This window comes from Vibrio sp. VPAP30 (assembly GCF_001188205.1).
GTDB lineage: Bacteria > Pseudomonadota > Gammaproteobacteria > Enterobacterales > Vibrionaceae > Vibrio > Vibrio bivalvicida.
The window spans coordinates 1-23,714 of the sequence record NZ_LBLS01000028.1; the positions used below are offsets into that span (position 1 = coordinate 1).

At 43.9% G+C, this 23,714-nt stretch carries 17 protein-coding genes; 7 read left to right on the forward strand and 10 right to left on the reverse strand.

What is annotated here, in order from left to right; all coding sequences use genetic code 11:
- Positions 1–261: 261 nt before the first annotated feature.
- Positions 262–792 carry a DUF2062 domain-containing protein gene (locus ZX61_RS12330; RefSeq protein ID WP_049844933.1) on the reverse strand — a complete coding sequence of 177 codons (531 nt, stop codon included), beginning with the start codon at positions 790–792 and terminating at the stop codon, positions 262–264.
- 6 nt (positions 793–798) lie between these two features.
- Here ZX61_RS12330 and ZX61_RS12335 point away from each other — a divergent pair, with 6 nt between their 5' ends.
- Genes ZX61_RS12335 through kdsB form a run of 5 tightly spaced genes read left to right on the forward strand, consistent with a single transcriptional unit; the run spans position 799 to position 6,746 of the window.
- Entirely contained in the window at positions 799–3,039 is a 2,241-nt protein-coding gene (locus ZX61_RS12335) for a DNA internalization-related competence protein ComEC/Rec2 (RefSeq protein ID WP_082173476.1), read from the forward strand.
- 33 nt (positions 3,040–3,072) lie between these two features.
- Positions 3,073–4,821: a lipid A ABC transporter ATP-binding protein/permease MsbA gene (msbA, locus tag ZX61_RS12340; protein WP_049844934.1), complete on the forward strand. Its 1,749-nt coding sequence runs from the start codon at positions 3,073–3,075 to the stop codon at positions 4,819–4,821.
- Between the two features lie 2 nt (positions 4,822–4,823).
- Entirely contained in the window at positions 4,824–5,834 is a 1,011-nt protein-coding gene (gene lpxK / locus ZX61_RS12345; protein ID WP_049844935.1) for a tetraacyldisaccharide 4'-kinase, read from the forward strand.
- Positions 5,815–5,994 carry a Trm112 family protein gene (locus ZX61_RS12350; protein WP_049844936.1) on the forward strand — a complete coding sequence of 60 codons (180 nt, stop codon included), beginning with the start codon at positions 5,815–5,817 and terminating at the stop codon, positions 5,992–5,994. Before lpxK ends, ZX61_RS12350 begins: the two co-directional genes overlap by 20 nt.
- A complete protein-coding gene (kdsB, locus tag ZX61_RS12355) occupies positions 5,994–6,746 on the forward strand; it encodes a 3-deoxy-manno-octulosonate cytidylyltransferase (protein WP_049844937.1) in 753 nt (250 codons plus the stop codon). Before ZX61_RS12350 ends, kdsB begins: the two co-directional genes overlap by 1 nt.
- Before the next feature lie 48 nt (positions 6,747–6,794).
- Here kdsB and ZX61_RS12360 read toward each other — a convergent pair whose 3' ends face one another.
- From ZX61_RS12360 to ZX61_RS12370, 3 genes are all read right to left on the reverse strand, one after another.
- The gene (locus ZX61_RS12360) at positions 6,795–8,333 is read right to left on the reverse strand and encodes a SpoVR family protein (RefSeq protein ID WP_049844938.1); all 1,539 of its coding nucleotides are present in this window, start codon (positions 8,331–8,333) and stop codon (positions 6,795–6,797) included.
- Positions 8,334–8,342: 9 nt separating this feature from the next.
- Complete coding sequence (locus ZX61_RS12365) at positions 8,343–9,614, reverse strand: YeaH/YhbH family protein (RefSeq protein WP_049844939.1); 1,272 nt, start codon at positions 9,612–9,614, stop codon at positions 8,343–8,345.
- A 116-nt stretch (positions 9,615–9,730) separates the two neighbouring features.
- The gene (locus ZX61_RS12370) at positions 9,731–11,665 is read right to left on the reverse strand and encodes a PrkA family serine protein kinase (RefSeq protein WP_049844940.1); all 1,935 of its coding nucleotides are present in this window, start codon (positions 11,663–11,665) and stop codon (positions 9,731–9,733) included.
- Between the two features lie 310 nt (positions 11,666–11,975).
- On the opposite strand from ZX61_RS12370, the gene ZX61_RS12375 reads away from it, so the two are divergent.
- Positions 11,976–13,862, forward strand: a complete 1,887-nt coding sequence (locus ZX61_RS12375; RefSeq protein ID WP_049844941.1) for a methyl-accepting chemotaxis protein — start codon at positions 11,976–11,978, stop codon at positions 13,860–13,862.
- Positions 13,863–13,925: 63 nt separating this feature from the next.
- Here the strand turns inward: ZX61_RS12375 and ZX61_RS12380 are convergent, their stop codons facing one another.
- The 3 genes from ZX61_RS12380 to pflA all read right to left on the reverse strand — a co-directional run bounded on the left by ZX61_RS12380 (position 13,926) and on the right by pflA (position 16,024).
- Complete coding sequence (locus ZX61_RS12380; RefSeq protein WP_049844942.1) at positions 13,926–14,426, reverse strand: YfbU family protein; 501 nt, start codon at positions 14,424–14,426, stop codon at positions 13,926–13,928.
- A gap of 128 nt (positions 14,427–14,554) precedes the next feature.
- Positions 14,555–15,217: an energy-coupling factor ABC transporter permease gene (locus ZX61_RS12385; protein ID WP_049844943.1), complete on the reverse strand. Its 663-nt coding sequence runs from the start codon at positions 15,215–15,217 to the stop codon at positions 14,555–14,557.
- 66 nt (positions 15,218–15,283) lie between these two features.
- The gene (gene pflA, locus ZX61_RS12390) at positions 15,284–16,024 is read right to left on the reverse strand and encodes a pyruvate formate lyase 1-activating protein (RefSeq protein ID WP_049844944.1); all 741 of its coding nucleotides are present in this window, start codon (positions 16,022–16,024) and stop codon (positions 15,284–15,286) included.
- A 228-nt stretch (positions 16,025–16,252) separates the two neighbouring features.
- Here pflA and ZX61_RS12395 point away from each other — a divergent pair, with 228 nt between their 5' ends.
- Complete coding sequence (locus tag ZX61_RS12395) at positions 16,253–18,133, forward strand: methyl-accepting chemotaxis protein (RefSeq protein WP_049844945.1); 1,881 nt, start codon at positions 16,253–16,255, stop codon at positions 18,131–18,133.
- Between the two features lie 4 nt (positions 18,134–18,137).
- Here the strand turns inward: ZX61_RS12395 and ZX61_RS12400 are convergent, their stop codons facing one another.
- The 3 genes from ZX61_RS12400 to ZX61_RS12410 form a co-directional block, all read right to left on the reverse strand.
- The gene (locus ZX61_RS12400; protein ID WP_049844946.1) at positions 18,138–19,145 is read right to left on the reverse strand and encodes a lipid A deacylase LpxR family protein; all 1,008 of its coding nucleotides are present in this window, start codon (positions 19,143–19,145) and stop codon (positions 18,138–18,140) included.
- A 181-nt stretch (positions 19,146–19,326) separates the two neighbouring features.
- Positions 19,327–21,603 (reverse strand): formate C-acetyltransferase, encoded by a 2,277-nt coding sequence (gene pflB / locus ZX61_RS12405; RefSeq protein WP_049844947.1) that lies wholly within the window; start codon positions 21,601–21,603, stop codon positions 19,327–19,329.
- A gap of 324 nt (positions 21,604–21,927) precedes the next feature.
- A complete protein-coding gene (locus ZX61_RS12410; protein ID WP_049844948.1) occupies positions 21,928–23,475 on the reverse strand; it encodes a DUF3360 family protein in 1,548 nt (515 codons plus the stop codon).
- Positions 23,476–23,714 lie beyond the last annotated feature (239 nt).

Below are 23,714 nucleotides of genomic sequence, written 5' to 3' on the forward strand. Positions count from 1 at the left end.
GACTTATGAAGCCGAACTTAAACGTTTGAAAGATACAATCAAAGTACAATTTGATTTGAGTATCAATGAACTAATTTTAAAGTCAAAATCATATCATATTTGTTTGTTTGAACGTAACAATCTGATTATTATGGATAAGAAATCAAAACCCCCCCCCCCCCCCCCCAAAAAAAAAAAGGACCATCCGGTCCTTTTTTCATTCTTTGTTTTCAGTCAGTTTCAAGTTTGTTCGTTGCGGGCTGTATGTTTAATAACAACGATTTACTTCTTCAGCAAATTGCCTATTCTGATTTTTCTTTGTTGCCAGCTTCGTACCACTGAATAGCGCCATAGTGCCCTGATTCCAAAATAGCCCAGCATTGCAGACAAGATGCCACAGATAAGGCAGCCAAGCAGAAATGGGGGACCAATTGTACTCATCTGGTGGAGAATAAATTCCCAAGAAAGCTCAAAGTGGAAGTGTTGTGGTGGGACATGCATTGCCCAAGCTCCGACTTTATAAGCGAAGTAGAACAAAACGGGCATAGTGACAGGGTTACTAACCCATACCAATGCGACTGAAAGAGGCAGATTTACACCACACGCGATAGCCAAGCCAGCAGACATAATCATCTGGCTTGGGAGCGGGACGAAAGCCATAAATAAACCAACAGCGAACGCGCCTGAGGCTGAACGGCGATTAAGACACCATAGGTTTGGGTTGTATAGCACATTGCCAAAAATCTTTAGTGCCTTTTGACGCTTAATTACTTCGTGGTCAGGCATAAAGCGTTTAATAAATTTTCTTGGCATAGGGAAATGACTCTCTACTTATATTACTGGACGCTAATTTCATTCTCTTTGTTGATCACAACCAGTCCATATTGGCCATTATTGCCGAATATTGAACACCTGCTAATTGCTTTAGCTATATTGGTTGTTTCAACCAAGTATAGAAAAGCGAGGGGTTTTCTGGGACTGGCTTTAGCGTATGTTGTCATCCTGATGCACGGCAACGTATTGCGATATCAAACAGAAACACTTTTTCAAGCTGGTCAGGATATTACCATAATCGCTGACGTTGACAGCCTTTTTAAGCCAATAAATTTCGGCTTTCAAGGGATTGTTGTAGTTAGATCAATCAATGGCGAAGCCTTAACCAAGATTAACCAACCTAAAATCCGCTTAAGCAGTCCAGTATTGTTGAAGCTTGGTGAGCGAATATCAGCGAGAGTACGAGTAAAACCTATCTATGGACTGATGAATAGTACCGGGTTCGACGCTGAACAGTACGCGTTAACCCAAGGTATTACAGGATCTGGAACAATGGATCGCAAGAGAAGTTTCTTCATCGTCAGCCAGCACTCGGTGCGAGCACAGTTGATCGATTCGGTTAGAGACAAAACGCATCAACTCGAGCACCAAGCGATGGTTTTAGCGCTTATGTTCGGAGTGCGAGAAGGGATTTCTGCACAAAGTTGGCTGAAGTTAAAACAAAGTGGCTTAAGCCATCTTGTCGCCATCTCGGGCCTGCATGTGGGGATCGCATTTGGGATTGGTTGGTTGTTAGGTTTTACATTACTTCGGGTTCATTCATTATTTTTACATGCACCAATGCTGGTGGGGTTAGTTGTCGCTTTTAGTTATGCGTGGTTGGCTGGTTTTTCCATTCCAACGCAGCGCGCTGTTATCATGTGCTTTCTAGTGTGCGTGTTTACTCAACTTTCAGGTCGTGTTCCCAACTCACTTAAGTGGCTATTGGTGCTATGTGCACTTCTTACTCTGGCCCCTTTTTCTGTCGTGTCTCCCAGCTTGTGGATGTCGATGAGTGCGGTCGGGATAATCTTCCTGTATCAAACTAAAAGCAAATCACGCGCGACATTGTTTGGGCAAACAATAGAAGCCCAACTCTTTCTTGTGGTTGTGATGATGCCACTCGTCATTTACCTTTTTCATGGTCTGAGCTTTGGTGCTGTTGTTTACAACCTGATCTTTGTGCCTTGGTTTACTTTGGTGGTTATCCCACTGGTTTTCCTCTCATTTATATGTCAATTACTCGCTCCTTGGATTGAGTTACCTTGGTGGGTCCTTGAGTATAGCCTCAAGCCTGTAAATTGGGCGATGGAGTATTCCCATTGGACTTGGTTTGATATGTCGAATCAGTCGCTATTGTGGCTTGTCACAAGTACGGCAGTGATAACCATGTGTCGAATGGTCGCCAAGCAGTATGTTTGCCTGATCGCTTACTGCGCAAGCCTTAGCCTAATCACTTGGCGAGAGCCGCCTTTATGGCGAATTACAGTGCTAGATGTCGGTCATGGCTTGTCGGTGATTGTTCAGCAAGATGACAGGGCATTTATCTATGATACAGGTGCAGCTTGGCCAACTTCGAGTATCGCTGAGCAGATCATTACTCCAACGATGATTGCACGCGGCATTAGTGATTTAGATTACCTAGCAATCAGTCATTTTGATAATGACCATGCAGGTGGTGTTGAGGCGTTAAAAGAAAGGTGGGCTCCCAAGGTAACGTTAACTAGCCAGACTGGCTATTCGTTGACACCTTGTATCAAAGGGCGCTCTTGGCAATGGGATGGAATTACTATAGAAGCGCTTTGGCCTCCCACAACAGCGGCGAGAGCTTACAACCCTCATTCTTGCGTTTTCAAACTCGTGCATAAAGCTAGCCCGACAACACTCTTGCTAGCGGGAGACATCGAAGCCATCGCGGAATGGATTTTGGTACGAGATGGTCAAAAATTGGATTCAGATATTCTAATCGTCCCTCATCATGGTAGTAAAACTTCATCCGTTCCTGCTTTTGTTAAGGCGGTGAACCCTGAAGTCGCAGTTGCTTCACTGGCTAAAGGAGGACGGTGGCAGTTGCCCGATGAAAATGTGGTAACGAACTACCAAAAAACAGGGGCAAAATGGATGGATACAGGGCAGTATGGTCAAATTGTGTTCGATATTTATCCGCGTAGATATCAGGTAACAGCGCTAAGGGAGATCAAAGGTAAGACTTGGTATAGGCAGATGCTACGGAACGGAGTAGAATAGCCACAATACTGTAAAAGAAAAATAAGCAATTCTATGTCTCTGAATCAAGACGAAACCACGTGGCAAACCTTTCAACGCCTGTGGATTTATATTCGACAGTACAAAGCAGGTCTAACTGTTGCTGTTGTAGCTCTTATTATTAATGCTGCTGCTGATACTTATATGATGTCATTGGTCAAACCCTTGCTAGATGAAGGCTTTGGCGATGCAGAATCTAACTTTCTAAGAATCCTGCCTTTTATTATTTTCGGCATGATGGTGGTGCGAGGCCTGAGTGGGTTCGTTTCAACATACTGTTTAAGCTGGGTTTCTGGCAATGTGGTTATGGAGATGCGACGCTCTATCTTTAACCAATTTATGCATATGCCAGTCTCTTACTTTGATAAAGAATCCGCCGGTGGTCTGCTATCTCGCATTACTTATGACTCTGAACAAGTTGCGGGGGCAACGAGTCGAGCATTGGTGAGTATTGTGCGTGAGGGTGCCAGTATTATTGGCTTACTTATCCTTATGTTCTGGAACAGTTGGCAGTTATCATTGGTATTGATTGTTGTTGCTCCAATCGTGGCATGGGGAATTGGATTTGTTTCGAAACGCTTCCGTAAAATCTCCAAAAATATGCAGGAAACTATGGGGCATGTCACCTCGTCCGCGGAGCAGATGCTAAAAGGCCATAAAGTGGTTTTGAGCTACGGTGGACAGCATGTCGAAAGCGAGCGTTTTGATTCTGTTAGCAATCAGATGCGTCAGCAATCGATGAAAATGGTGGCGGCTCAAGCGATTGCCAACCCAGTGATTCAAGTGATCGCGTCTATCGCTTTGGTTGTTGTTCTGTTTTTAGCGAGTGTCGATTCAATCCGCACAGAGTTGACTCCAGGTACGTTTACTGTCGTGTTTTCTGCCATGTTTGCTCTAATGCGACCGCTTAAAGCGTTGACCAATGTAACCTCTGATTTTCAGCGCGGTATGGCCGCAAGCCAAACTTTGTTTGCTTTGATGGATCTTGAAACAGAGCAGGACAATGGTAAATATCAAGCGGATAAAGTACGCGGTAACATTGAAGTGAAAGGCGTGACATTTACCTATGAAGGCAAAGAAAAACCAGCACTAAGCGATGTTAGCTTTAAGCTCCCGAAAGGAAAGACAGTTGCGCTCGTCGGACGCTCAGGATCCGGTAAAAGCACTATTGCCAATCTATTCACGCGTTTCTATGACGTAGACGCAGGTAATATTTGCTTAGATGAACATGATATCCGTGATTACACTCTAAGCAACCTGCGTTCACACTTTGCTTTGGTTTCGCAAAATGTTCACCTATTCAACGATACTATCGCTAACAATATTGCTTATGCTGCAACTGAGAAGTACAGCCGAGAGCAAGTTGAAGAAGCAGCTCGACTAGCGTATGCGATGGACTTTATCGACAATATGGATAAAGGACTGGATACGGTCATCGGTGAAAATGGCGCGAGTTTATCTGGTGGTCAGCGTCAGCGTATTGCGATTGCGCGTGCACTTCTGCGCGATGCTCCAGTATTGATTCTAGATGAGGCGACATCTGCGCTCGATACCGAGTCAGAAAAAGCGATTCAGTCGGCCTTGGATGAATTGCAGAAAAATAAAACTGTACTGGTTATTGCTCACCGTTTGTCTACCATTGAAAACGCAGATGAGATTTTGGTGGTTGATGAAGGCGAGATTGTTGAACGTGGTAATCACAGTGCCTTAATTGAGAAAGACGGTGCATACGCTCAACTTCATCGTATTCAATTCGGTGCTTAAATTTGATTGAAAAGATCTGGTTTGAGAATCACCCACTAAAATATTTGTTGTGGCCGTTATTGTGGCCATTGAGTGTTTTGTTTGGTTTGATTAGTCGTTCACGACGTAGCAAGTATCAAGCAGGGAAAAGAGCGAGTTATCGTGCTCCAGTGCCGGTAATTGTTGTCGGTAATATCACTGCGGGTGGTAACGGTAAAACCCCCGTAGTGATCTGGTTAGTCGAGCAACTTCAAGCTCTGGGCTATAAACCTGGGGTGGTCTCGCGTGGATATGGCGCCAAGGCTCCTGTATATCCGCTGATCGTGGACAGTGAAACCTCTACCAAACATTGTGGTGATGAGCCTAAGTTGATTTATAAACGCACAGGTGCACCTGTTGCGGTATCTCCAACTAGAAGTACCGCTGTGCAGGCGCTACTGCCTCTTGGCGTCAATGTGATTATAACCGACGATGGCCTTCAGCATTATGCATTACAACGTGATATAGAGATTGTGGTTGTTGATGGGGCAAGGCGTTTTGGCAATGAATCGCTTATTCCTCTGGGCCCGTTACGTGAATCAACAGCGCGGCTGGAAGAGGTCGACTTCATTATAACCAATGGCGGCAATGCACGGAGAAATGAAGCTCCGATGGCTCTGAAACCGACCCAAGCTGTGAATTTGAAAACGAATCAACGAATGGATGTCTCAGAGTTAAAAGGAAGCTTGATTGCTATGGCTGGAATAGGGCATCCACCGAGATTTTTTAAAACACTAGAACAATTAGGAGCAAAGCCAACTTTTCAGCAGGGCTTTGCAGATCATAAAGATTTTGAACTGTCTGAATTAGAACAGTTAGCCGCTAAAGGTGACCATCTAATCATGACTGAAAAAGACGCAGTAAAGTGCGCGCATTATGCCAAAAAAAATTGGTGGTACTTACCCGTTAGCGCGGAATTCAAAGACACCGACAAAGCGTGCATTATTAATAAGATTAAAGAGGTTAAGGAACAGTATGGATCATCGTCTGCTTGAGATTGTTGCATGTCCAGTATGTAAAGGAAAACTAACTTTTGATAAAGAGAAGCAGGAACTGGTATGTAAGCTAGACCGCCTTGCTTATCCAATCAAAGAAGGGATTCCTATGCTTCTCGAACCAGAGGCGCGTAAAGTTAGTATGGACGAGGGCAGATAATGTCTTTCACAGTTGTCATTCCAGCTCGATACCAATCGACGCGCTTGCCAGGCAAACCGTTGGCGGATATCTGCGGCAAACCTATGATTCAGTGGGTCTACGAGCAAGCGATTCAAGCGGGGGCTGACAAGGTAATTGTAGCAACTGATGATAGCCGGGTTGAAAAAGCGGTTAAGTCATTTGGTGGTGAAGTCTGCATGACCTCTCCAGATCACGAATCAGGCACTGAGCGCCTTGCTGAAGTGGTTGAAAAAATGGCAATTGCTGATGACCATGTAATCGTCAATGTTCAGGGTGATGAGCCGCTGATTCCACCGTCAATCATCGCTCAAGTTGCTGAAAACTTGGCCAACAGCAAGGCACCAATGTCGACACTCGCGGTAGAAATCCTCGAAGAGGCGGAAGTATTTAACCCCAATGCAGTTAAGGTTCTAACGGATAAAGATGGTTATGCGATGTACTTCAGTCGTGCGACTATTCCTTGGGACAGAGACAACTTTGCCAATAAAGAGCCAGTCATCAAGCAGCCATTAATGCGTCATATCGGTATCTATGCTTACCGTGCTGGGTTTATCAATACTTACATCAATTGGGAGCCGACCGCTCTAGAAAAGATTGAGTGCTTGGAGCAGCTACGTGTGCTTTGGTATGGTGAAAAAATCCATGTTGAAGTGGCAAAAGAAGCGCCAGCAGCAGGTGTTGATACACCAGAAGACTTAGAAGTCGTTCGTGGTATTATTGCTAAGCTATAGTTTGATAGCAAAAAGGCCCAGAACGGGCCTTTTTGTTTCAATTAAGCTTTAGATTTTCCCATCATAGTCGTTACGCTTTGGGCAGGTTCCAAGGATTTCTCTTCGTCCGCTATCTTTTACCTCTTCAAGGATAACGTCAAACCCCCAAAGTCGATAAAGGTGTTTAAGAACCTCATCATAGCCGTCGTCGAGCGGGATTCTATCATGTGGAATATATTGTAAAGTCATCGAACGATCACCACGTACATCGACATTAAACACCTGGATATTTGGCTCTAGATTACTCAGGTTGTATTGAGCCGCTAGCTTTTCCCTGATTGCTCGATAACCTGTTTCATCATGAATCGCGCTAACCTCAATATAGTTTTTACGGTCGTCATCGACGATGGCGAACAGCTTAAAGTCACGCATTAGCTTTGGTGACAAATACTGGCTAATGAAGCTCTCATCTTTGAAGTTTTGCATAGCGAAATGCACAGCTTCCAGCCAATCTGTACCTGCAAGGTCCGGGAACCATTCTCGGTCTTCATCGGTAGGCTCTTCACAAATTCTACGAATGTCGCGGAACATCGCAAAGCCAAGTGCATAAGGGTTGATGCCACTAAAATATGGGCTGTTATATGATGGCTGCGCGACAACACCGGTATGGCTATGTAAGAACTCAAGAATAAACCTGTCAGTTACTAGACCCTCATCGTATAGATGATTGAGAATAGTATAGTGCCAAAAGGTCGCCCATCCTTCATTCATAACCTGAGTTTGCTTTTGTGGGTAGAAGTACTGGCTAATTTTACGCACGATACGGACGATTTCACGCTGCCAAGACTCAAGCAATGGTGCATGTTTCTCAATGAAATAGAGGATGTTTTCCTGTGGTTCTGTAGGGAAACGGATTTTCTCACTTTCAGGTTCAACCTTCGATTTTGGAACTGTACGCCATAAATCATTAACCTGAGATTGCAGGTATGCTTCACGTTCCTCTTGACGAGATTTCTCCTCTGCAATAGAAATTTTCTCTGGGCGCTTGTAGCGATCTACGCCAAAATTCATCAAGGCATGGCATGAATCGAGGAGATTTTCGACCTCTTGAACTCCATATTTTTGCTCACATTCCGCCATGTAGTTTTTGGCAAATAGAAGGTAATCGATAATTGAACTGGCGTCAGTCCATGTTTGGAATAAATAATTGCCTTTGAAAAATGAGTTGTGACCGTAGCAAGCGTGCGCCATGACTAACGCTTGCATGGTAACGGTGTTCTCTTCCATAAGATAGGCGATACAAGGGTTAGAATTGATCACTATCTCATAGGCCAGCCCCATTTGCCCATGTTTATACCCTTGTTCTGTTTGGATAAACTTTTTGCCAAAAGACCAGTGGTTGTAGTTGATAGGCATCCCGATACTAGAGTAAGCATCCATCATTTGCTCTGAGGTAATAACCTCGATTTGGTTCGGGTAAGCGTCGAGCTTGTAGTGGTCAGCAACACGTTTAATTTCTGTGTGGTAGCGGTCCAAGAGATCAAATGTCCAATCTGGGCCATCTGGCAGTGCCTTGCTTTTTGCTGGCTTTTTCGTTTTTGTTGTCATACGGCCTCCCTAAGCAGTCTCTTTTTTGAAAAGCTCTCTAAATACAGGGAAAATATCCTCAACGTTACGAATGTTTTTCATCGCAAAGTTGGGGAAGGCACCCTCAAGCTTTTCGTACTCGTGCCACAATGTTTGATGAGAGCGGCGAGTGATTTCGATGTATGAATAGTATTGGCAGTTTGGCAATAGGTTTTTTGTTAGTAGCTCGCGGCAACGTGGAGAATCATCTGCCCAGTTGTCGCCATCTGAAGCTTGAGCAGCATAGATGTTCCACTCCCCAACGGGGTAGCGATCGGCTACAATTTCGTTCATCAGTTTTAGAGCACTTGAAACTATGGTCCCCCCGGTTTCTTGAGAATAGAAAAACTCATGCTCATCGACTTCTTTAGCTTGAGTATGGTGACGGATAAACACCACTTCTACATTTTCGTAGGTGCGGGTTAAGAACAAGTAGAGCAGAACATAAAAACGTTTTGCGATGTCTTTAGTTGCTTGATCCATTGAGCCAGAAACATCCATTAAACAGAACATCACGGCTTGGCTTGATGGAACTGGGCGGCGTTCGTAGTTTTTGAAACGTAAATCAAAGGTGTCGATAAATGGCACCGCATCAAGCTTGCGACGTAGAGCTTTGATCTCTTCTTGCAGCCGCTTCTCCTCAAGCATTTGTGCAGGTTCAGACATTTTTACGCAATCGAGTTCTTCTTCAAGTTTGCGAAGCATGCGCTTTTTACCTGCTGTCATTGCTGTTCGGCGTGCGAGTGATTGCTGAAGCGACTTTACGATCGCAATATTAGCGGGAACCCCAGCGGTTTGATAACCCGCACGATGAGTTTTCCACTCAGTGATTTTGGCTATTTGATTCTTTTCTAAGTTCGGTAACTCCAGATCTTCAAACAGAATATCGAGGTATTCATCTTTAGAAATCTGGAATACAAAATCGTCTTGGCCTTCACCGTCTGCGCTGGCCTCGCCTTCACCAGAACCACCGCCTTGACCTCCACCTTTAGGTCGTTCGATTTTATCACCGGTAATGAATTGGTCATTGCCCGGATGGACACGTTCTTTCAGGCCGCCTTTGCCTTGATGAAAGACTGGCTCTTTGATGTCTTTATGCGGAATTGCAACGTCTTCACCAGTTTCAGTGTTGGTGATTGAACGGCGATTTACCGCATCCGCCACAGATTCTTTAATCTGTTCTTTATGGCGGCGTAAAAAGCGCTGGCGGTTAACCGCACTTTTATTTTTGCCGTTCAGTCGTCGGTCAATAAATTGCGCCATGAGTCACCCCTTATCTCTTACGTACCTGCCTTTAAATGTCGACAGACACTTATATATCCAATCTCCTACCAGAGCGTTAACCTCTGGTAGGGATTTCATGGGCTAAAACACTGCTATTACGAAGATTTACGTACGCGTAGATACCATTCAGATAGCAAGCGGACTTGTTTCTCTGTATAGCCTTTTTCCATCATACGAGCGACGAAATCGTCGTGTTTCTTCTGATCTTCAGAAGAGGTCTTAGTGTTGAAGGAGATAACTGGCAGCAACTCTTCTGTATTCGAGAACATTTTTTTCTCAATCACAGTGCGCAGTTTCTCGTAACTTGTCCAAACTGGGTTAGTCCCGTTGTTGTTGGCACGAGCACGAAGCACAAAGTTGACGATTTCGTTGCGGAAATCTTTCGGGTTGCTTATACCGGCTGTTTTTTCGATTTTTTCTAGTTCGTTGTTTAACGCAGAGCGGTCAAATAGCTGACCTGTTTCTGGATCGCGATACTCTTGATCCTGAATCCAGAAATCTGCATAAGTGACGTAGCGGTCAAAAATATTCTGACCGTATTCTGAGTAAGACTCTAGGTATGCGGTTTGAATTTCTTTGCCAATAAACTCGACATAACGTGGTACTAAGTAACCTTTTAAGAATTCGAGATACTTCTCAGCGGTTTCTTGCGGGAACTGTTCACGTTCAATTTGTTGTTCAATGACATAAAAAAGATGAACGGGGTTAGCTGCGACCTCTGTTTGATCGAAGTTAAACACGCGCGATAAGATCTTAAATGCGAAACGTGTCGATAACCCCGACATACCTTCATCCACACCTGCAAAGTCGCGGTATTCTTGATAGCTTTTAGCTTTAGGGTCTGTGTCTTTTAATGTTTCACCATCGTACACTCTCATCTTAGAGAAGATGGATGAGTTTTCAGGCTCTTTTAGGCGAGAAAGAATACTAAATTGCGATAACAACTCTAACGTACTCGGTGAGCACGGTGCTTTCGACAACTCCGAGTGGTCGAGCAGTTTTTGGTAGATTTTGACTTCTTCTGCTACACGCAGACAGTAAGGCACTTTGACGATGTAAACACGGTCGAGGAATGCTTCGTTGTTCTTGTTGTTACGGAATGTCTGCCACTCGGATTCGTTAGAGTGGGCGAGAATCATGCCATCAAATGGTAGGGCAGACAGACCTTCAGTACCATTGTAGTTGCCTTCTTGGGTTGCAGTTAATAGAGGGTGAAGCACTTTGATTGGCGCTTTGAACATCTCTACGAACTCCATCAAGCCCTGGTTAGCACGACATAGCGCTCCTGAGTAGCTATAAGCATCTGGATCGTCTTGAGAAAAATGCTCTAGTTGTCGAATGTCCACTTTACCTACGAGTGATGAGATATCTTGGTTATTTTCATCACCTGGCTCGGTTTTAGCGATCGCAAGTTGGTCTAGAATAGATGGTCTTACTTTCACCACTTTGAATTTAGAGATATCGCCGCCAAACTCATGGAGGCGTTTTGCCGCCCAAGGCGACATAATCGATCGCAAATAGCGCTTTTCAATCCCGTATTCTTGCTTGAGTAAATCACCGTCTTCATTGACATCAAATAAGCAGAACGGGTGGTCATTGACTGGGCTACGTTCGCCATTGGCGGAAAGCACATAAACTGGCACCTGTTGCATTAGTGCTTTGAGCTTTTCTGCCAAAGATGATTTACCGCCACCTACGGGACCGAGTAAATACAGAATTTGTTTGCGCTCTTCAAGCCCTTGAGCTGCGTGTTTGAGGTAGGAAACAATTTGCTCGATGGCATCTTCCATACCATAGAAATCTTTAAATGTGTCGTAACGAGAGATGACGCGATTGGAGAAAATACGACTCAGTTGTGGGTCTTGTGCGGTATCAATAACCTCTGGCTCACCAATTGCCATCAATAGTCGCTCTGCAGCATTGGCGTAAGCGCTCTTGTCGTCTTTACAAAGCGCTAAAAAATCTTGTATTGATAATTCCTCATCCTTTGAGGCTTCGTAGCGCGCTTGGAAATGGTCGAAAATACTCATAATGAATTCCCCTCTGAACCTGTCAAACTGACAATAAACCCGCATAGAAAAGCAAATCCTTTCTTACTTAAGATTAGTTGGTTTTTAGAATTTTGCTTAAAAAATATGTGTTTAATTGCAATTTGTGACCGAGAGCTAGTTGTCAGACCACGCTGAAATGTAACGTTCAAAATTAGATATTTATCTGGTAAATGAATGCCTAATAGAATTGTTAAGTTACGAGCTAGATCATGATTTATTTTTTGCCTCGAAATATAATATGGTTGATTTAAATAGAGTATCCACATAAATAAAACAAAAGTGACGGGAAATGCTAAAAAAATTATCACTGAAAAATAAACTCGCGATCTCAGCGAGTGTTGCCATAGTCATCGGGGGACTGTTGGTTGAAGGACTTTCGTTTCGAGCTTCACTAGAAAGGCTAAATGTTGAAGTAGAGCAGCGTCTTGAAAGCACTGCATCATCATATAACCAATATGTATCAGATTGGATTCTATCAAAAGAGAGAGCGCTAACTTCGCTATCTCAAGAGTCCAAGCAGCAAGATATCGTTACACACCTCAAACAAGTTAAAAGTTCTGCAAGTTTCGATAATGTGTTTCTAGCATACCCGAATGGCGGGCAAGATAACGCCAATGGAGTCGTTCTACCTTCCGGCAATGATGATCCACGTGTGTGGGGATGGTATAAGAACGCGGTGAAGCAACCAAGCAAAGTGTTTATGGATAACCCTACGGTTGCAGCAGCGACAGGTGCGAATGTTGTATCTTTAGGGAAGGCTTTAGATCTTCACGGACAACAAGTAGTACTCGGTGCTGACGTCGAAATTACTGATATCTTGAGTGGTATGGAGAAGGTTATCCTACCTGGTGACGGTTATATGTTTATCGCTAATGATCAAGGTAAGGTTTTTGCTCATCAAGACACCAAGCTGCTCAACAAGTCGCTGCAAGAACTCGGTCTGAATGAGAGTTCAATTAAGCAAGCAGTAGCTTCAGGGCACAATATCAATGTTGAAGTGCTTGGTAAAACGTCAGTCGTTTATGCGAAATCGATTGATGGCAGAGGGCTAACGACGGTCATTGTCGTTGATTATGACTCTTTGGTATCACCTTTATTTAGCGCAGTATGGGGGCAACTCCTTGTTACTGGTATTGTTGTCGTAATCTGTACAATTTTGTTTAACCTATTGTGTAACATACTGTTCCGTCCTCTAAACAATGTTTCCTTAGCGTTAGAACAGATAGCAAATGGTAGCGGTGATTTGACTCAGCGTATTAAGGTGGAGTCACAAGATGAAGTTGGCAAACTTGCACACAATTTCAATACTTTTGTTGGTAGTTTGCAACAATTAATTGGCCATATCCGCGAGCAATCATCTCAGCTCACACAACAGTCTGAATCAAGTACACGTCGTGCCCAAAGCTCTGTTGATGAGATACATCATCAACAACAAGAGATTACAATGGTTGCTACCGCAGTGACAGAATTGGCAAGTGCGACGCAAGAAATTGCATCACATGCCGAGAGAACGGCGCAAGCCGCTCAAGATTCAACAGTAAGTACTGAAAGTGGACATGAGTTAGTGGAAAACACTAAAGGTTCGATAAATAAACTTGCCAATGAACTACAAAGCGCGAGCGATGTTGTGGGTGATCTTGAGCGACACGGTCAAGAAATTTCAACCGTGTTGTCTACGATTCAAGGTATTGCAGAGCAAACAAATTTACTGGCATTGAATGCAGCAATTGAAGCAGCTAGAGCAGGTGAACAAGGTAGAGGTTTCGCTGTCGTTGCAGATGAAGTTCGCGTACTTTCTCAACGTACTCACTCATCAACAGAAGAGATTAAAAACACGATTGCTGTTCTTCAAGAAACAACGAGTAGGGCGGTGTCTATTATGCACAACAGCGCTGATCTCGCAGGGCTTTCAGTAGAAGATGCAGACAGAGCGGCCAATGCGCTGGGTGAAATCAACCAAGCGGTTACACTGATCAGTGACATGGCGACGCAAATTGCTACCGCTGCGGAAGAGCAAACTCACGTCACTAGCGAAATTACTCAGAACATTACGTCAATTAAAGATGTCGCAGACCAATTGGTTGTTGGTGTAAATCAAAGTTCTGAGGAGTCGTTCCAAGTTAAGAGCCAAGCTGAAGAGCTAAGTGCTAAAGTTGCAACATTCAAGTTATCATAACTATTTGTTATTAAAATAAAAAAAAGGGACTAAATGGTCCCTTTTTTCTTGGTCATTTAGGCTCTAGGCATTGAAGATCTGCTTGAGTTCATTTGCACACAAATGATACTGACGCGGGCAGTTACGCCATGTGTTTAGCATACGACGGTACTTGTCTAGCATTGGCATTTGCGCATTAAAGTGGTGTTCACCTTTACTAAATTGTGGGTAAAGGCCTTCTGAGTCAATTAGGAAGCGTACGTAATTTACAAGTTGTGCCTCAGAAGCAATATCGAAACCTAAGAAAGTTAAGCGGCGCTGGTCAACATCTTGTTGCTCCTGTTCAGAAAGCATTTTGTTGGATTCTTGCATCGCGTGATACATCTCCATAATGTCGATAATTTCGCGACACTCAGCTTCAACTAAACAACCAAAATCTTTGTTAAGTTCTCGCATTTGAAGTTCGTATCCGCGCTCGACAATAGTCTGTAGACGCTGGTACTTGGCTGCATTTTCTTGATCTAATTGCGACATCAGGTAGTACTGGTTAGATAGGATCAAACGTTGAGCGTTGGTCATTTCCATGGTGGCCTCACTAAAATAATCTAATACATTTTTAATGTGCTTAGGTTATCTGTTCCTTGTTGAGTGAAACATGATCTCAACACATATTTAATATGAAAAGCACAAAGATTCAGCAACAATTTTGCTTGTTATTTATGATAGTTATTGTAGATGTAGTCACGGTCAGAAAACACCCTTAATAGCTCGGGTTTAAAGACAGCTAAAACGGCGGCAGTCATCCCGTTGAGGAGTCCTTCAGGAAAAGCGAGGAGTGGGGTGAATATCAGGTAATTATCAAATATCGTTTGCCAGTCGTATTCAGTAACAATACTCAAATATACAGAATTAGCGATTAGGTGGAGGGTGCCCGTTAGCCCACCATTGAGAAAGCCCGCGATGAATATAAAGATAAAAATATTCCTCGGTAGGTAGCGATAACTTGCCAAAAATATCGAGTAACTAACCACAATGGGAAACAGGCAGGATAAGACTAAGTACTCAGGGATGGTTTGAAAAGCAAGCTCACCAAATAGGGCCATAAGGACACATATGACGATGGCAAGAGCAAACGCGCTCTGCCAGCCGTACATCAAGGTCAGAGCAGTAATCCCGAGAAAATGGATAGACAGGCCCTCTTTCACCCCTACATCAGCCGACCAAAGCACATACAGTGCAAAGATAATCGCGAAGGAAATATTCTGAAATGAACGTTCGTGTATCAGTTTTGGCAGCAACACCTGTTTGACATCGCGCCATATAAAGAGCACCGCAATGGTCACCACGATGAATGCAAGCAATTCGTCTAATTCCACCTAGACCTCAAAAAAAATACCAACCGAGACGGTTGGTATTTTTTACGAATTAGAGATGAAGTGGTATCAGTATTTAACGTTTGAGTGATACTGCTCAAGAATTGATACGATTTTGTCCATGGTTTCCTTTGAAGGTGGGTTTGTCCCTTCAAGTGGATATTCGATACCAAGTGCTTCCCATTTATGCGCACCAAGCTTGTGGTATGGGAGCAGCTCAATCTTTTCTATATTGTCCATGTCTTTAATAAAGTCGCCAAGCATGTGTGCGGCTTCTTCATCGTCCGTGTAGCCAGGGACGACGACATAACGAATCCAAGTTTTTTGCCCAATCTTATGCAGGTAGCGGGCAAAATCGAGTGTTCGCTTATTAGATACACCGATGAAATCGTGGTGAACTTCGTCTTGCATATGTTTAAGGTCAAGCATCACAAGATCAGTTGCTTCAAGCACTTCATCCACGACATCGGTGTGCTTACGAATGTAGCCGTTTGTGTCTAAGCATGTATGAATGCCCTCTGCATGTGCAGCGCGGAAAAAATCACGGACAAACTCAGGTTGCAGCATTGCTTCACCACCGGAGCAGGTTACGCCCCCTCCTGATGCATTCATAAAATGCCGATAGGATTTGGCTTCATTAATAATCTCTTCAACGGTCACTTCCTTACCACCGTGAGTATCCCATGTATCGCGGTTATGACAGTACATACAGCGCATAAGGCAACCTTGCAAAAAGACAATAAAACGGATACCAGGTCCGTCTACTGTCCCACAGGACTCGAAAGAATGAATACGACCAGTTGTTGACATGTGCTCATCTCGTATTTAGTAATTTGTGCGTTATTTTATTACAAATAGTGGGGTTTAAATAGGGTTTGATATTCAGAGACACAACATTTTGCTAAATAAGAAAAAAAAACATACTTGGGCTAAAATGTATGTTATAAAAATGTTGCAAATATAAGAATATTAATAATAAAAAGAAAAGGTCTGGCTAGACAAGTATTAATGCATACCACTGATGTTAAGGGATTATTTATGGATATGCTTGCATTATCTCAGAAGCAAAAAGTCATGCTATTTCTGGTTGTTTTAGCATTAGGCTTTGTTGCTTTAGCAGGATTCACATCCTCACGACTCACTCAAATGAGCGATCAGTACCACCTCAGTAGTGATGTCTCTACGGGCTCTATGTCCATTTACCAGACTCAGGCCAAGATTCTGACGTTAAGTAGTAACTTAGATAATTTGAATGGCACCCAAGTCTCTCAGGCAAAGCAGGAAATCGCGGAGATTGTTACTGCGGTTAACGAGGACGCGGAGTTTCTCATCAAATTAAGCCTGACTAACCAAGCAGATAACCTTAAGCGTAATGTAAACGTGTTTGAGTCAGCAGCGAATCCTTGGTTGAATCTTAAGCAAGAACTGGGGTTTACTATTGACGAAGGAAAACTGGGTGAGCTTAAGCAGTTGGCCAATACCATTGAAAAGAAAATTGAAGAAACAGGCATGGTAACGCTTAACTCAGATTTCCAAGCCATGGTGAAATCACAGCAAAATTATTTGTTACAACCAAATGAAGAGAATCTAAAGCTGTTCAATCGCGCCATGGGGAGTTTTGAAAGCATGTCTAATGTTTATGCCATGCTTGAACTTTATGAAAAAGAGATCGAACAATACAAATCCACGTTCGTAAGAGTGAGTGAACTTTCACGCCAACTTGGTACCGTTGAGCAGCAGCTACTAAGCTCAAAGTCGCAACTGACCCAATTGATCGCCACTATTACCAACGATTTAGAAGGCATTTCTACTCAGTATCAATCATCTGCGGAGAAAACATCTGAGCAAACACTCTGGTCGATACTTGTTGCGTGTGTAGTGTTAGCTGTATTTACTGTTGCAATTTTTGTAATGCAAAGCACATCGTTGGCTAAATCTTTAGCGAGAACACGTAAAGTGTTGCATGGGCTTTCAAATGGGGATCTATCTCAACGAATGATGATGACGAAAAACCCTAACGATGAGTTTAATCAACTAGCGAACAGTATCAATGAAAGTTGTGAAAACCTAGGTGGCTTGGTCAGAGGAGTGCAAGAAAGTAGTCAAGCGCTATCAGGTAACGCTGTAGAGCTAAATCAAGGGCTTGATATGTTGGTACATCATCAATCTGAAGTGCTAGGGCAAACCCAACTTTTAGCTTCGGCAACAGAAGAGGTGAGTGTAACGACTCAAGAAGTATCAAATTCACTAGAGTTTGTATCAGAGATTTCTCGCTCTTCAACCCATGCTGCAGAAGAAGGGGCAAAAGTAATTGGCGCCGCAATTGGCTCACTTGAAGAGGTCGGTACGATATTAACCTCTGCTGCTAGCCACATTCAGTTGCTTGAACAAGCCTCGTCGAAGGTTGATTCAGTGATGGAAATTATCAACGGTATCGCGGAGCAAACTAATTTGCTTGCTCTTAATGCGGCGATTGAAGCGGCAAGGGCAGGTGAGCAAGGGCGGGGTTTTGCCGTTGTTGCGGATGAAGTCCGTAGCTTAGCCGTTCGAACGGTTGACGCGGTAACAGAAATTTCAGGTACCATCGACACAATGAAAAAAGAGAGCGCTGAGGTTATTCAGTTTATAGGTCAATCTGAAACGTCGATGTCGGCGGGGCGTCAGCGCGGACAAGAAGCGATGGATGCGCTTAAACTGATCACCGAAAAAGCAGACGAAGCTTCACATCAAACGGAAGTGATCTTCTCCTCTATCAAAGAGCTAGCGACAACCAGTCAATCTATGGCCGACAATATGACGCAAATCTCTGCTGCGATGAAAGAACTAGAGCAAAACAATGAACAGCTGAAAAGTGTTAGTGGTGTTGTTGAAGAAAGGTCTGGCAGCTTGAATCTAGACTGCCAGAAATTCACAATCTAGTTATTTAAAAGAAAGCGTATAACGCAAAACCTCCAGTGCCATATACGCTTTCTGGTGCTTCTTTATAATCTGGCGTTTTAGCTGTGGCAGTTAACGTCGCGCCAAAGCTTTGATTGTACCAAGCAAAGCCAGCCACTGCGGTTGCTTGATTGTTTTCTAACGTTACATTGTAGATGCTTGGGTCTTGGCCATTTTTCACCGCATAGTCATTGACACCTGAGCGATCACCTTCGACTGTAATATCGTTAAAGCGATAACGAGCTTCGATACCGGTAAAGATAAACCAGCCACTTTGAGAACCTCCGAGCATACCAGCGCGGAACGGGTTTTCGTTATCGATGTTGGCAGCACCCATGTTACCAGCTAGATCAGAACCCCAGCGGAACATTAAACCTGTAGAGATATCGCTACGGAAATTACCGGCATTTATTTCTGAGATGTTGCTGATTTCCCAGTCTGTGTTAGCGATAAAACGTTGACGTATAAGATTAAAGTGGCTTAGGTAACCGACGCTAGCGGCAAAGCTATCGTCAACCTGATACGCCCATCCATTGGGTTCGTCAGATTTTGTTATTGAATGGACGATTTTCTGTGCGTCTTCAGAGAGTGCTTTATCACCAGTTACACCCAGAGTGACATTAAAGCGCTGAGCTTGTTGTGGATGAAGGCTGATATAGTTGAACTCAGTGTGTAAGTAGCCTGCATATGGCCTGTCATTGACCATGGGCGTTGTCGATTCAATATCCGATGGTGTGTACATCTTGTGACCAAGAACAAACTCGAATTTGTCTAATGAAGCGCCACCCCAAAAAGAAAGGCTGAGAGGGGCAAATATCGGATCAGGTGTTATTGCGCCAGTGGTATAGCTTAGAAACAGTCCGTTGGTGTAGTCTTGGTCAACACCGAAAATGCCATCGTTATCAATAGAGAAAGAAAAAGTCGACTTTTCAGAAGCTAGACTTGCCGCCGAAGCGAGCAGAAGGGGCAGAATAATGGTACGGTTTAACTTCATAGGCTTGTGCTTAACTTAATTGGAATTCTGATAGTACAGGATTAATTGAACTAATGGATAGCAATTAACATACCAGTGAAGTGAATTGTGCACCGTATCTCTCATTTTGCAGTAACTGGTTGATAGAAAAAATAAAGCCCCGCATTGAGCGGGGCTTTTTTAATCATTCATTATGTTGAGATTATAGAGACTCAGTGAATGTACGTGCGATTACGTCTTTTTGCTGTTCAACAGTTAGAGAGTTGAAGCGAACAGCGTAACCAGATACACGGATTGTTAGCTGAGGGTAGTTCTCAGGGTGCTTAACTGCGTCTTCTAGAGTTTCACGGTTAAGAACGTTAACGTTCAAGTGTTGGCCGCCTTCGATGCCTTGCTCATGGTGGAAGTAACCATCCATAAGACCAGCAAGGTTAGCGCGCTGTGAACCTTCTTCTTTACCTAGTGCGTTTGGCACGATAGAGAATGTGTAAGAGATACCATCTTTTGCATCAGCAAACGGTAGTTTACCTACAGAAGTTAGTGAAGCTACAGCACCTTTCTCATCGCGACCGTGCATTGGGTTAGCACCTGGAGCAAATGGAGCACCTGCTTTACGACCGTCTGGCGTAGTACCAGTCTTCTTACCGTATACCACGTTTGAAGTGATAGTTAGGATAGACTGAGTTGGGATTGCATCACGGTAAGTCTTAAGCTTACGGATTTTACCCATGAAGTTAGAAACAAGTTCACAAGCCATGTCATCAACACGTGCGTCGTTGTTACCAAATTTAGGGTAGTCGCCTTCGATTTCGAAGTCGATTGCGACGCCATCTTCGTCACGGATAGGCTTAACCTTACCGTATTTGATTGCAGATAGAGAGTCAGCTGCAACAGATAGACCAGCGATACCACAAGCCATAGTACGACGAACGTCACGGTCATGAAGAGCCATTAGAGCTGCTTCGTAGCTGTATTTGTCGTGTGAGTAGTGGATAGCGTTTAGCGCAGTCACGTATTGCTTAGCTAGCCAATCCATCAGGTTGTCTAGACCAGCCCAAACTTTGTCGAAGTCTAGAACTTCGTCAGTCATTGCTTCAGTCTTAGGACCTACTTGGATTTTAAGCTTCTCATCTACACCGCCGTTGATAACGTACAGTAGAGTCTTAGCTAGGTTTGCACGAGCACCGAAGAATTGCATGTGCTTACCGATAACCATTGGAGATACACAACAAGCGATAGCGTAGTCATCGTTGTCGAAATCTGGACGCATTAGGTCATCATTTTCGTACTGGATAGAAGAAGTATCGATAGACACTTTCGCACAGAACTTCTTGAAGCCGTCAGGTAGCTGCTCAGACCAAAGTACAGTGATGTTTGGCTCTGGAGAAGGACCCATAGTGTATAGCGTGTTTAGGAAACGGAAGTTAGTACGTGTCACTAGCGTACGACCGTCAACACCCATACCACCCATAGATTCTGTTGCCCAGATTGGGTCGCCAGAGAATAGCTCATCGTACTCAGGAGTACGTAGGAAACGAACCATACGTAGTTTCATTACGAAGTGGTCGATCATTTCCTGAGCTTGTTCTTCAGTGATGATGCCAGCTGCGATGTCACGCTCAACGTATACGTCAAGGAAAGTCGAAGTACGACCTAGAGACATTGCTGCGCCGTTTTGAGATTTAACAGCTGCTAGGTAACCGAAGTAAGTCCACTGGATAGCTTCTTGAGCTGTAGTCGCAGGACCAGAAATGTCGTAGCCGTAAGATGCTGCCATTTCTTTCATTTGACCTAGTGCACGGTGCTGTTCTTGAATCTCTTCACGAAGTTGCATGGTCATTTGTAGATCTTCGCCTGACTCAAGTTTCTCTTGAGTAGAGTGGAATTGAGCTACTTTGTCTTTGATTAGGAAATCTACACCGTATAGAGCTACACGACGGTAGTCACCGATGATACGACCACGACCGTATGCATCAGGAAGACCAGTTAGAACACCAGACTTACGACATTTTAGGATGTCAGGAGAGTAAACATCGAACACACCTTGGTTGTGTGTTTTACGGTACTCAGAGTAGATTTTAGAAACTTGTGGGTCAAGCGTACGACCGTATGCTTTACAAGAACCTTCGATCATACGCACGCCGCCGTTAGGCATAATAGCGCGTTTTAGAGGTGCTTCAGTTTGAAGGCCAACGATTGTTTCTAGATCTTTGCTGATGTAGCCAGCGTCGTGAGAAGTGATGGTAGAAATCACAGAAGTATCAAAATCTACAGGTGCGTGAGTCGCGTTTTCCTGTTTGATACCTTCCATAACTTTAGCCCAAAGCTGGTTAGTTGCTTCAGTGCCTTCAGTAACTAGGAAAGACTCGTCGCCTTCATATGGTGCGTAGTTCTTCTGAATGAAGTCGCGAACGTTTACTTCGTTTTGCCAATCACCTTCAGCAAAACCTTCCCAAGCTTTAGCAAATTGCTCTGCCATGACATACCTACCTTTTTAGTAGAAAAAACACGTACCTGTCCGATCCGTTGAGCGAGTCGGATTCCCATTATTGGGGCGGTACACTCTTATGAATAACAATATGTATAGTCTTTAAAATCGAACAGCGAAAGGGCATAAAACTATATATATTGTCACTACTTTTTATATGGTGTTCTATTAACTTGGATTCAAGGATACGCTAAAAAAAAATTGCAAACCTTAAACTAAATCAATAAATGGTCCGTTATTTAAAGTATTTTTTAGTATTAACTGAAATATTAAAAAAAAGTTGAGAGCCTTACGCGGCTCTCAACTCATTGTTGACTACAGGAATGCTGGGATGCCGTATTGGCCTTCAAGCATGCCTACTGCCAACATAGCAACTAGACAGATTACAAGTACTCCGACTGGAATCACAATCTTATCGACAAATGACAGACGCGCCGCGCGCTCTTTATCGCCAATTAGACCGTTGTTGTCGAGTAGCATGGTTAATGCCCAAGCAAGCACTGGGTTTACGACAGCAGAGCCGAAGATACAGATGCCTGCTGCTTGAGAATCTTTTGAATCTTTAACCATCTGCATACCCGCCTCTAGTAGAGGAAGAGATACACCTACAAGCAGAGCAACACGCATCACAGGAGGCCACACTGCGATATCCATAGGAAAGCCTAAGATGGCTATGATCATCACTAGCAGACCAAGAAGGATTGCACCCGCTGGAATTGGGCGCTTAGCGATCGCTGCAGGGATCATGTAAGTCCCCCAAGATGATGTAATGTTACCACCACCGACTGCCGTACCAACCATCTGACGGATAGAACACATGGTCATTGTGTCATCAACGTCCATCAGCACTTTTTCGGTCTTTTTAGGGTAGTTTAGTTCTTGGAAGATACGGTGACCTAGGAAGTCAGGAGACCACATTGCTACCGCAAGGATTGCAAATGGTAGAGAAGCAATAAAGTGCTCTACAGTAGGAAGGCCTAGCATCCAACCTTCTTCAGTGCTACCCCACCAGTAAACTGGGTTTAGGTTTGGTAGACCCGTTTCGGTCACAAATTTAATGTCGAAGCCTGCGCCTAGTACAAGAGCAAGTAGTAGACCAGTAAAAGCACACACAGGAATAGCAAGCCAACGTTTGTTTACTTTTGCCAAGAATGCGTATAAAGCGATAGTGACGGCTAAAACGATAAGACCGACGTAACCCATACTACCTGCGGTAACAGTGTCCGATTGCAAACCAACAGCCCAAGACTGGATCGAGTTGATTTGACTCATGGTCCCCGTTAGGCCTAAGAAGATCAGTAAGCCCCCCGCAGTACCTTGTGACGTCAGATTAACCAGTTTAGAGCCACCTTTTAGGAAGCTAAGCAGTAAACCAAAAATACCAATTAGGATTGCCAATGCAAGGGGGTGGGCACCTGCAAGCGCTATGGTACCGATAAGAGGGATCATTGGGCCGTGGTTACCCGCAAGGTTCGCTTTCGGGTTAATAAAACCGGAAGCCAATACACAGAATAGTAATGCAGGAATAAGCATCTCTACACGTGCTACCTCAATCGCAAACTCTTTACCTAAATTGACGTGATCCCATGCTGCGGTTAGGCCTTCAGCCCAAGACATCATTACAGCAGAGTACATCGCAATGATACCGATAGTGCCTGCTAGTGCAGGAACCAAGTCTTCAAGTTCGAAACGGAAGTCGCGACCAGGAAGGTTTAAACCAAAGCGACGAGGCTTCATGATTTGTAATTCGTGGTCTAGATAGTCTGAACGGCTTTCAAATTCAGAAGCTGGACGATGCAGCTCTTGATAGCTCTTGTTTTCGATATCCGAATCAGAGTGCGGTTTATTGACTGCGTCTGACATAGATTCCTCATATTCTAAAAAGTTAATGATTCTTCAAAGAGTGACCCGATTATTATTCTGTGACGGTCGCTCAGCAAAAACCTGGCGTAGCTTCCTGCAACTGCTCCCTGGTCTACCTCAGTGTAGCGCACTTGCTGTGTGCTATAGCATAGAGGATTTAAAGATAAAACGTACGACTATTGAGGCTTTTATCTTTGACGCGAGTTTAACGTGCTAACCCTTAAGAGTGATTGATTTAG

Coding starts and splice junctions, on each gene's coding strand:
- ZX61_RS12330 (WP_049844933.1), bottom strand. CDS start 792: ATGCCAAGAAAATTTATTAAACGCTTTATGCCTGACCACGAAGTAATT.
- ZX61_RS12335 (WP_082173476.1), top strand. CDS start 799: ATGACTCTCTACTTATATTACTGGACGCTAATTTCATTCTCTTTGTTG.
- msbA (WP_049844934.1), top strand. CDS start 3,073: ATGTCTCTGAATCAAGACGAAACCACGTGGCAAACCTTTCAACGCCTG.
- ZX61_RS12350 (WP_049844936.1), top strand. CDS start 5,815: ATGGATCATCGTCTGCTTGAGATTGTTGCATGTCCAGTATGTAAAGGA.
- kdsB (WP_049844937.1), top strand. CDS start 5,994: ATGTCTTTCACAGTTGTCATTCCAGCTCGATACCAATCGACGCGCTTG.
- ZX61_RS12360 (WP_049844938.1), bottom strand. CDS start 8,333: ATGACAACAAAAACGAAAAAGCCAGCAAAAAGCAAGGCACTGCCAGAT.
- ZX61_RS12365 (WP_049844939.1), bottom strand. CDS start 9,614: ATGGCGCAATTTATTGACCGACGACTGAACGGCAAAAATAAAAGTGCG.
- ZX61_RS12370 (WP_049844940.1), bottom strand. CDS start 11,665: ATGAGTATTTTCGACCATTTCCAAGCGCGCTACGAAGCCTCAAAGGAT.
- ZX61_RS12375 (WP_049844941.1), top strand. CDS start 11,976: ATGCTAAAAAAATTATCACTGAAAAATAAACTCGCGATCTCAGCGAGT.
- ZX61_RS12380 (WP_049844942.1), bottom strand. CDS start 14,426: ATGGAAATGACCAACGCTCAACGTTTGATCCTATCTAACCAGTACTAC.
- pflA (WP_049844944.1), bottom strand. CDS start 16,024: ATGTCAACAACTGGTCGTATTCATTCTTTCGAGTCCTGTGGGACAGTA.
- ZX61_RS12395 (WP_049844945.1), top strand. CDS start 16,253: ATGGATATGCTTGCATTATCTCAGAAGCAAAAAGTCATGCTATTTCTG.
- ZX61_RS12400 (WP_049844946.1), bottom strand. CDS start 19,145: ATGAAGTTAAACCGTACCATTATTCTGCCCCTTCTGCTCGCTTCGGCG.
- pflB (WP_049844947.1), bottom strand. CDS start 21,603: ATGGCAGAGCAATTTGCTAAAGCTTGGGAAGGTTTTGCTGAAGGTGAT.
- ZX61_RS12410 (WP_049844948.1), bottom strand. CDS start 23,475: ATGTCAGACGCAGTCAATAAACCGCACTCTGATTCGGATATCGAAAAC.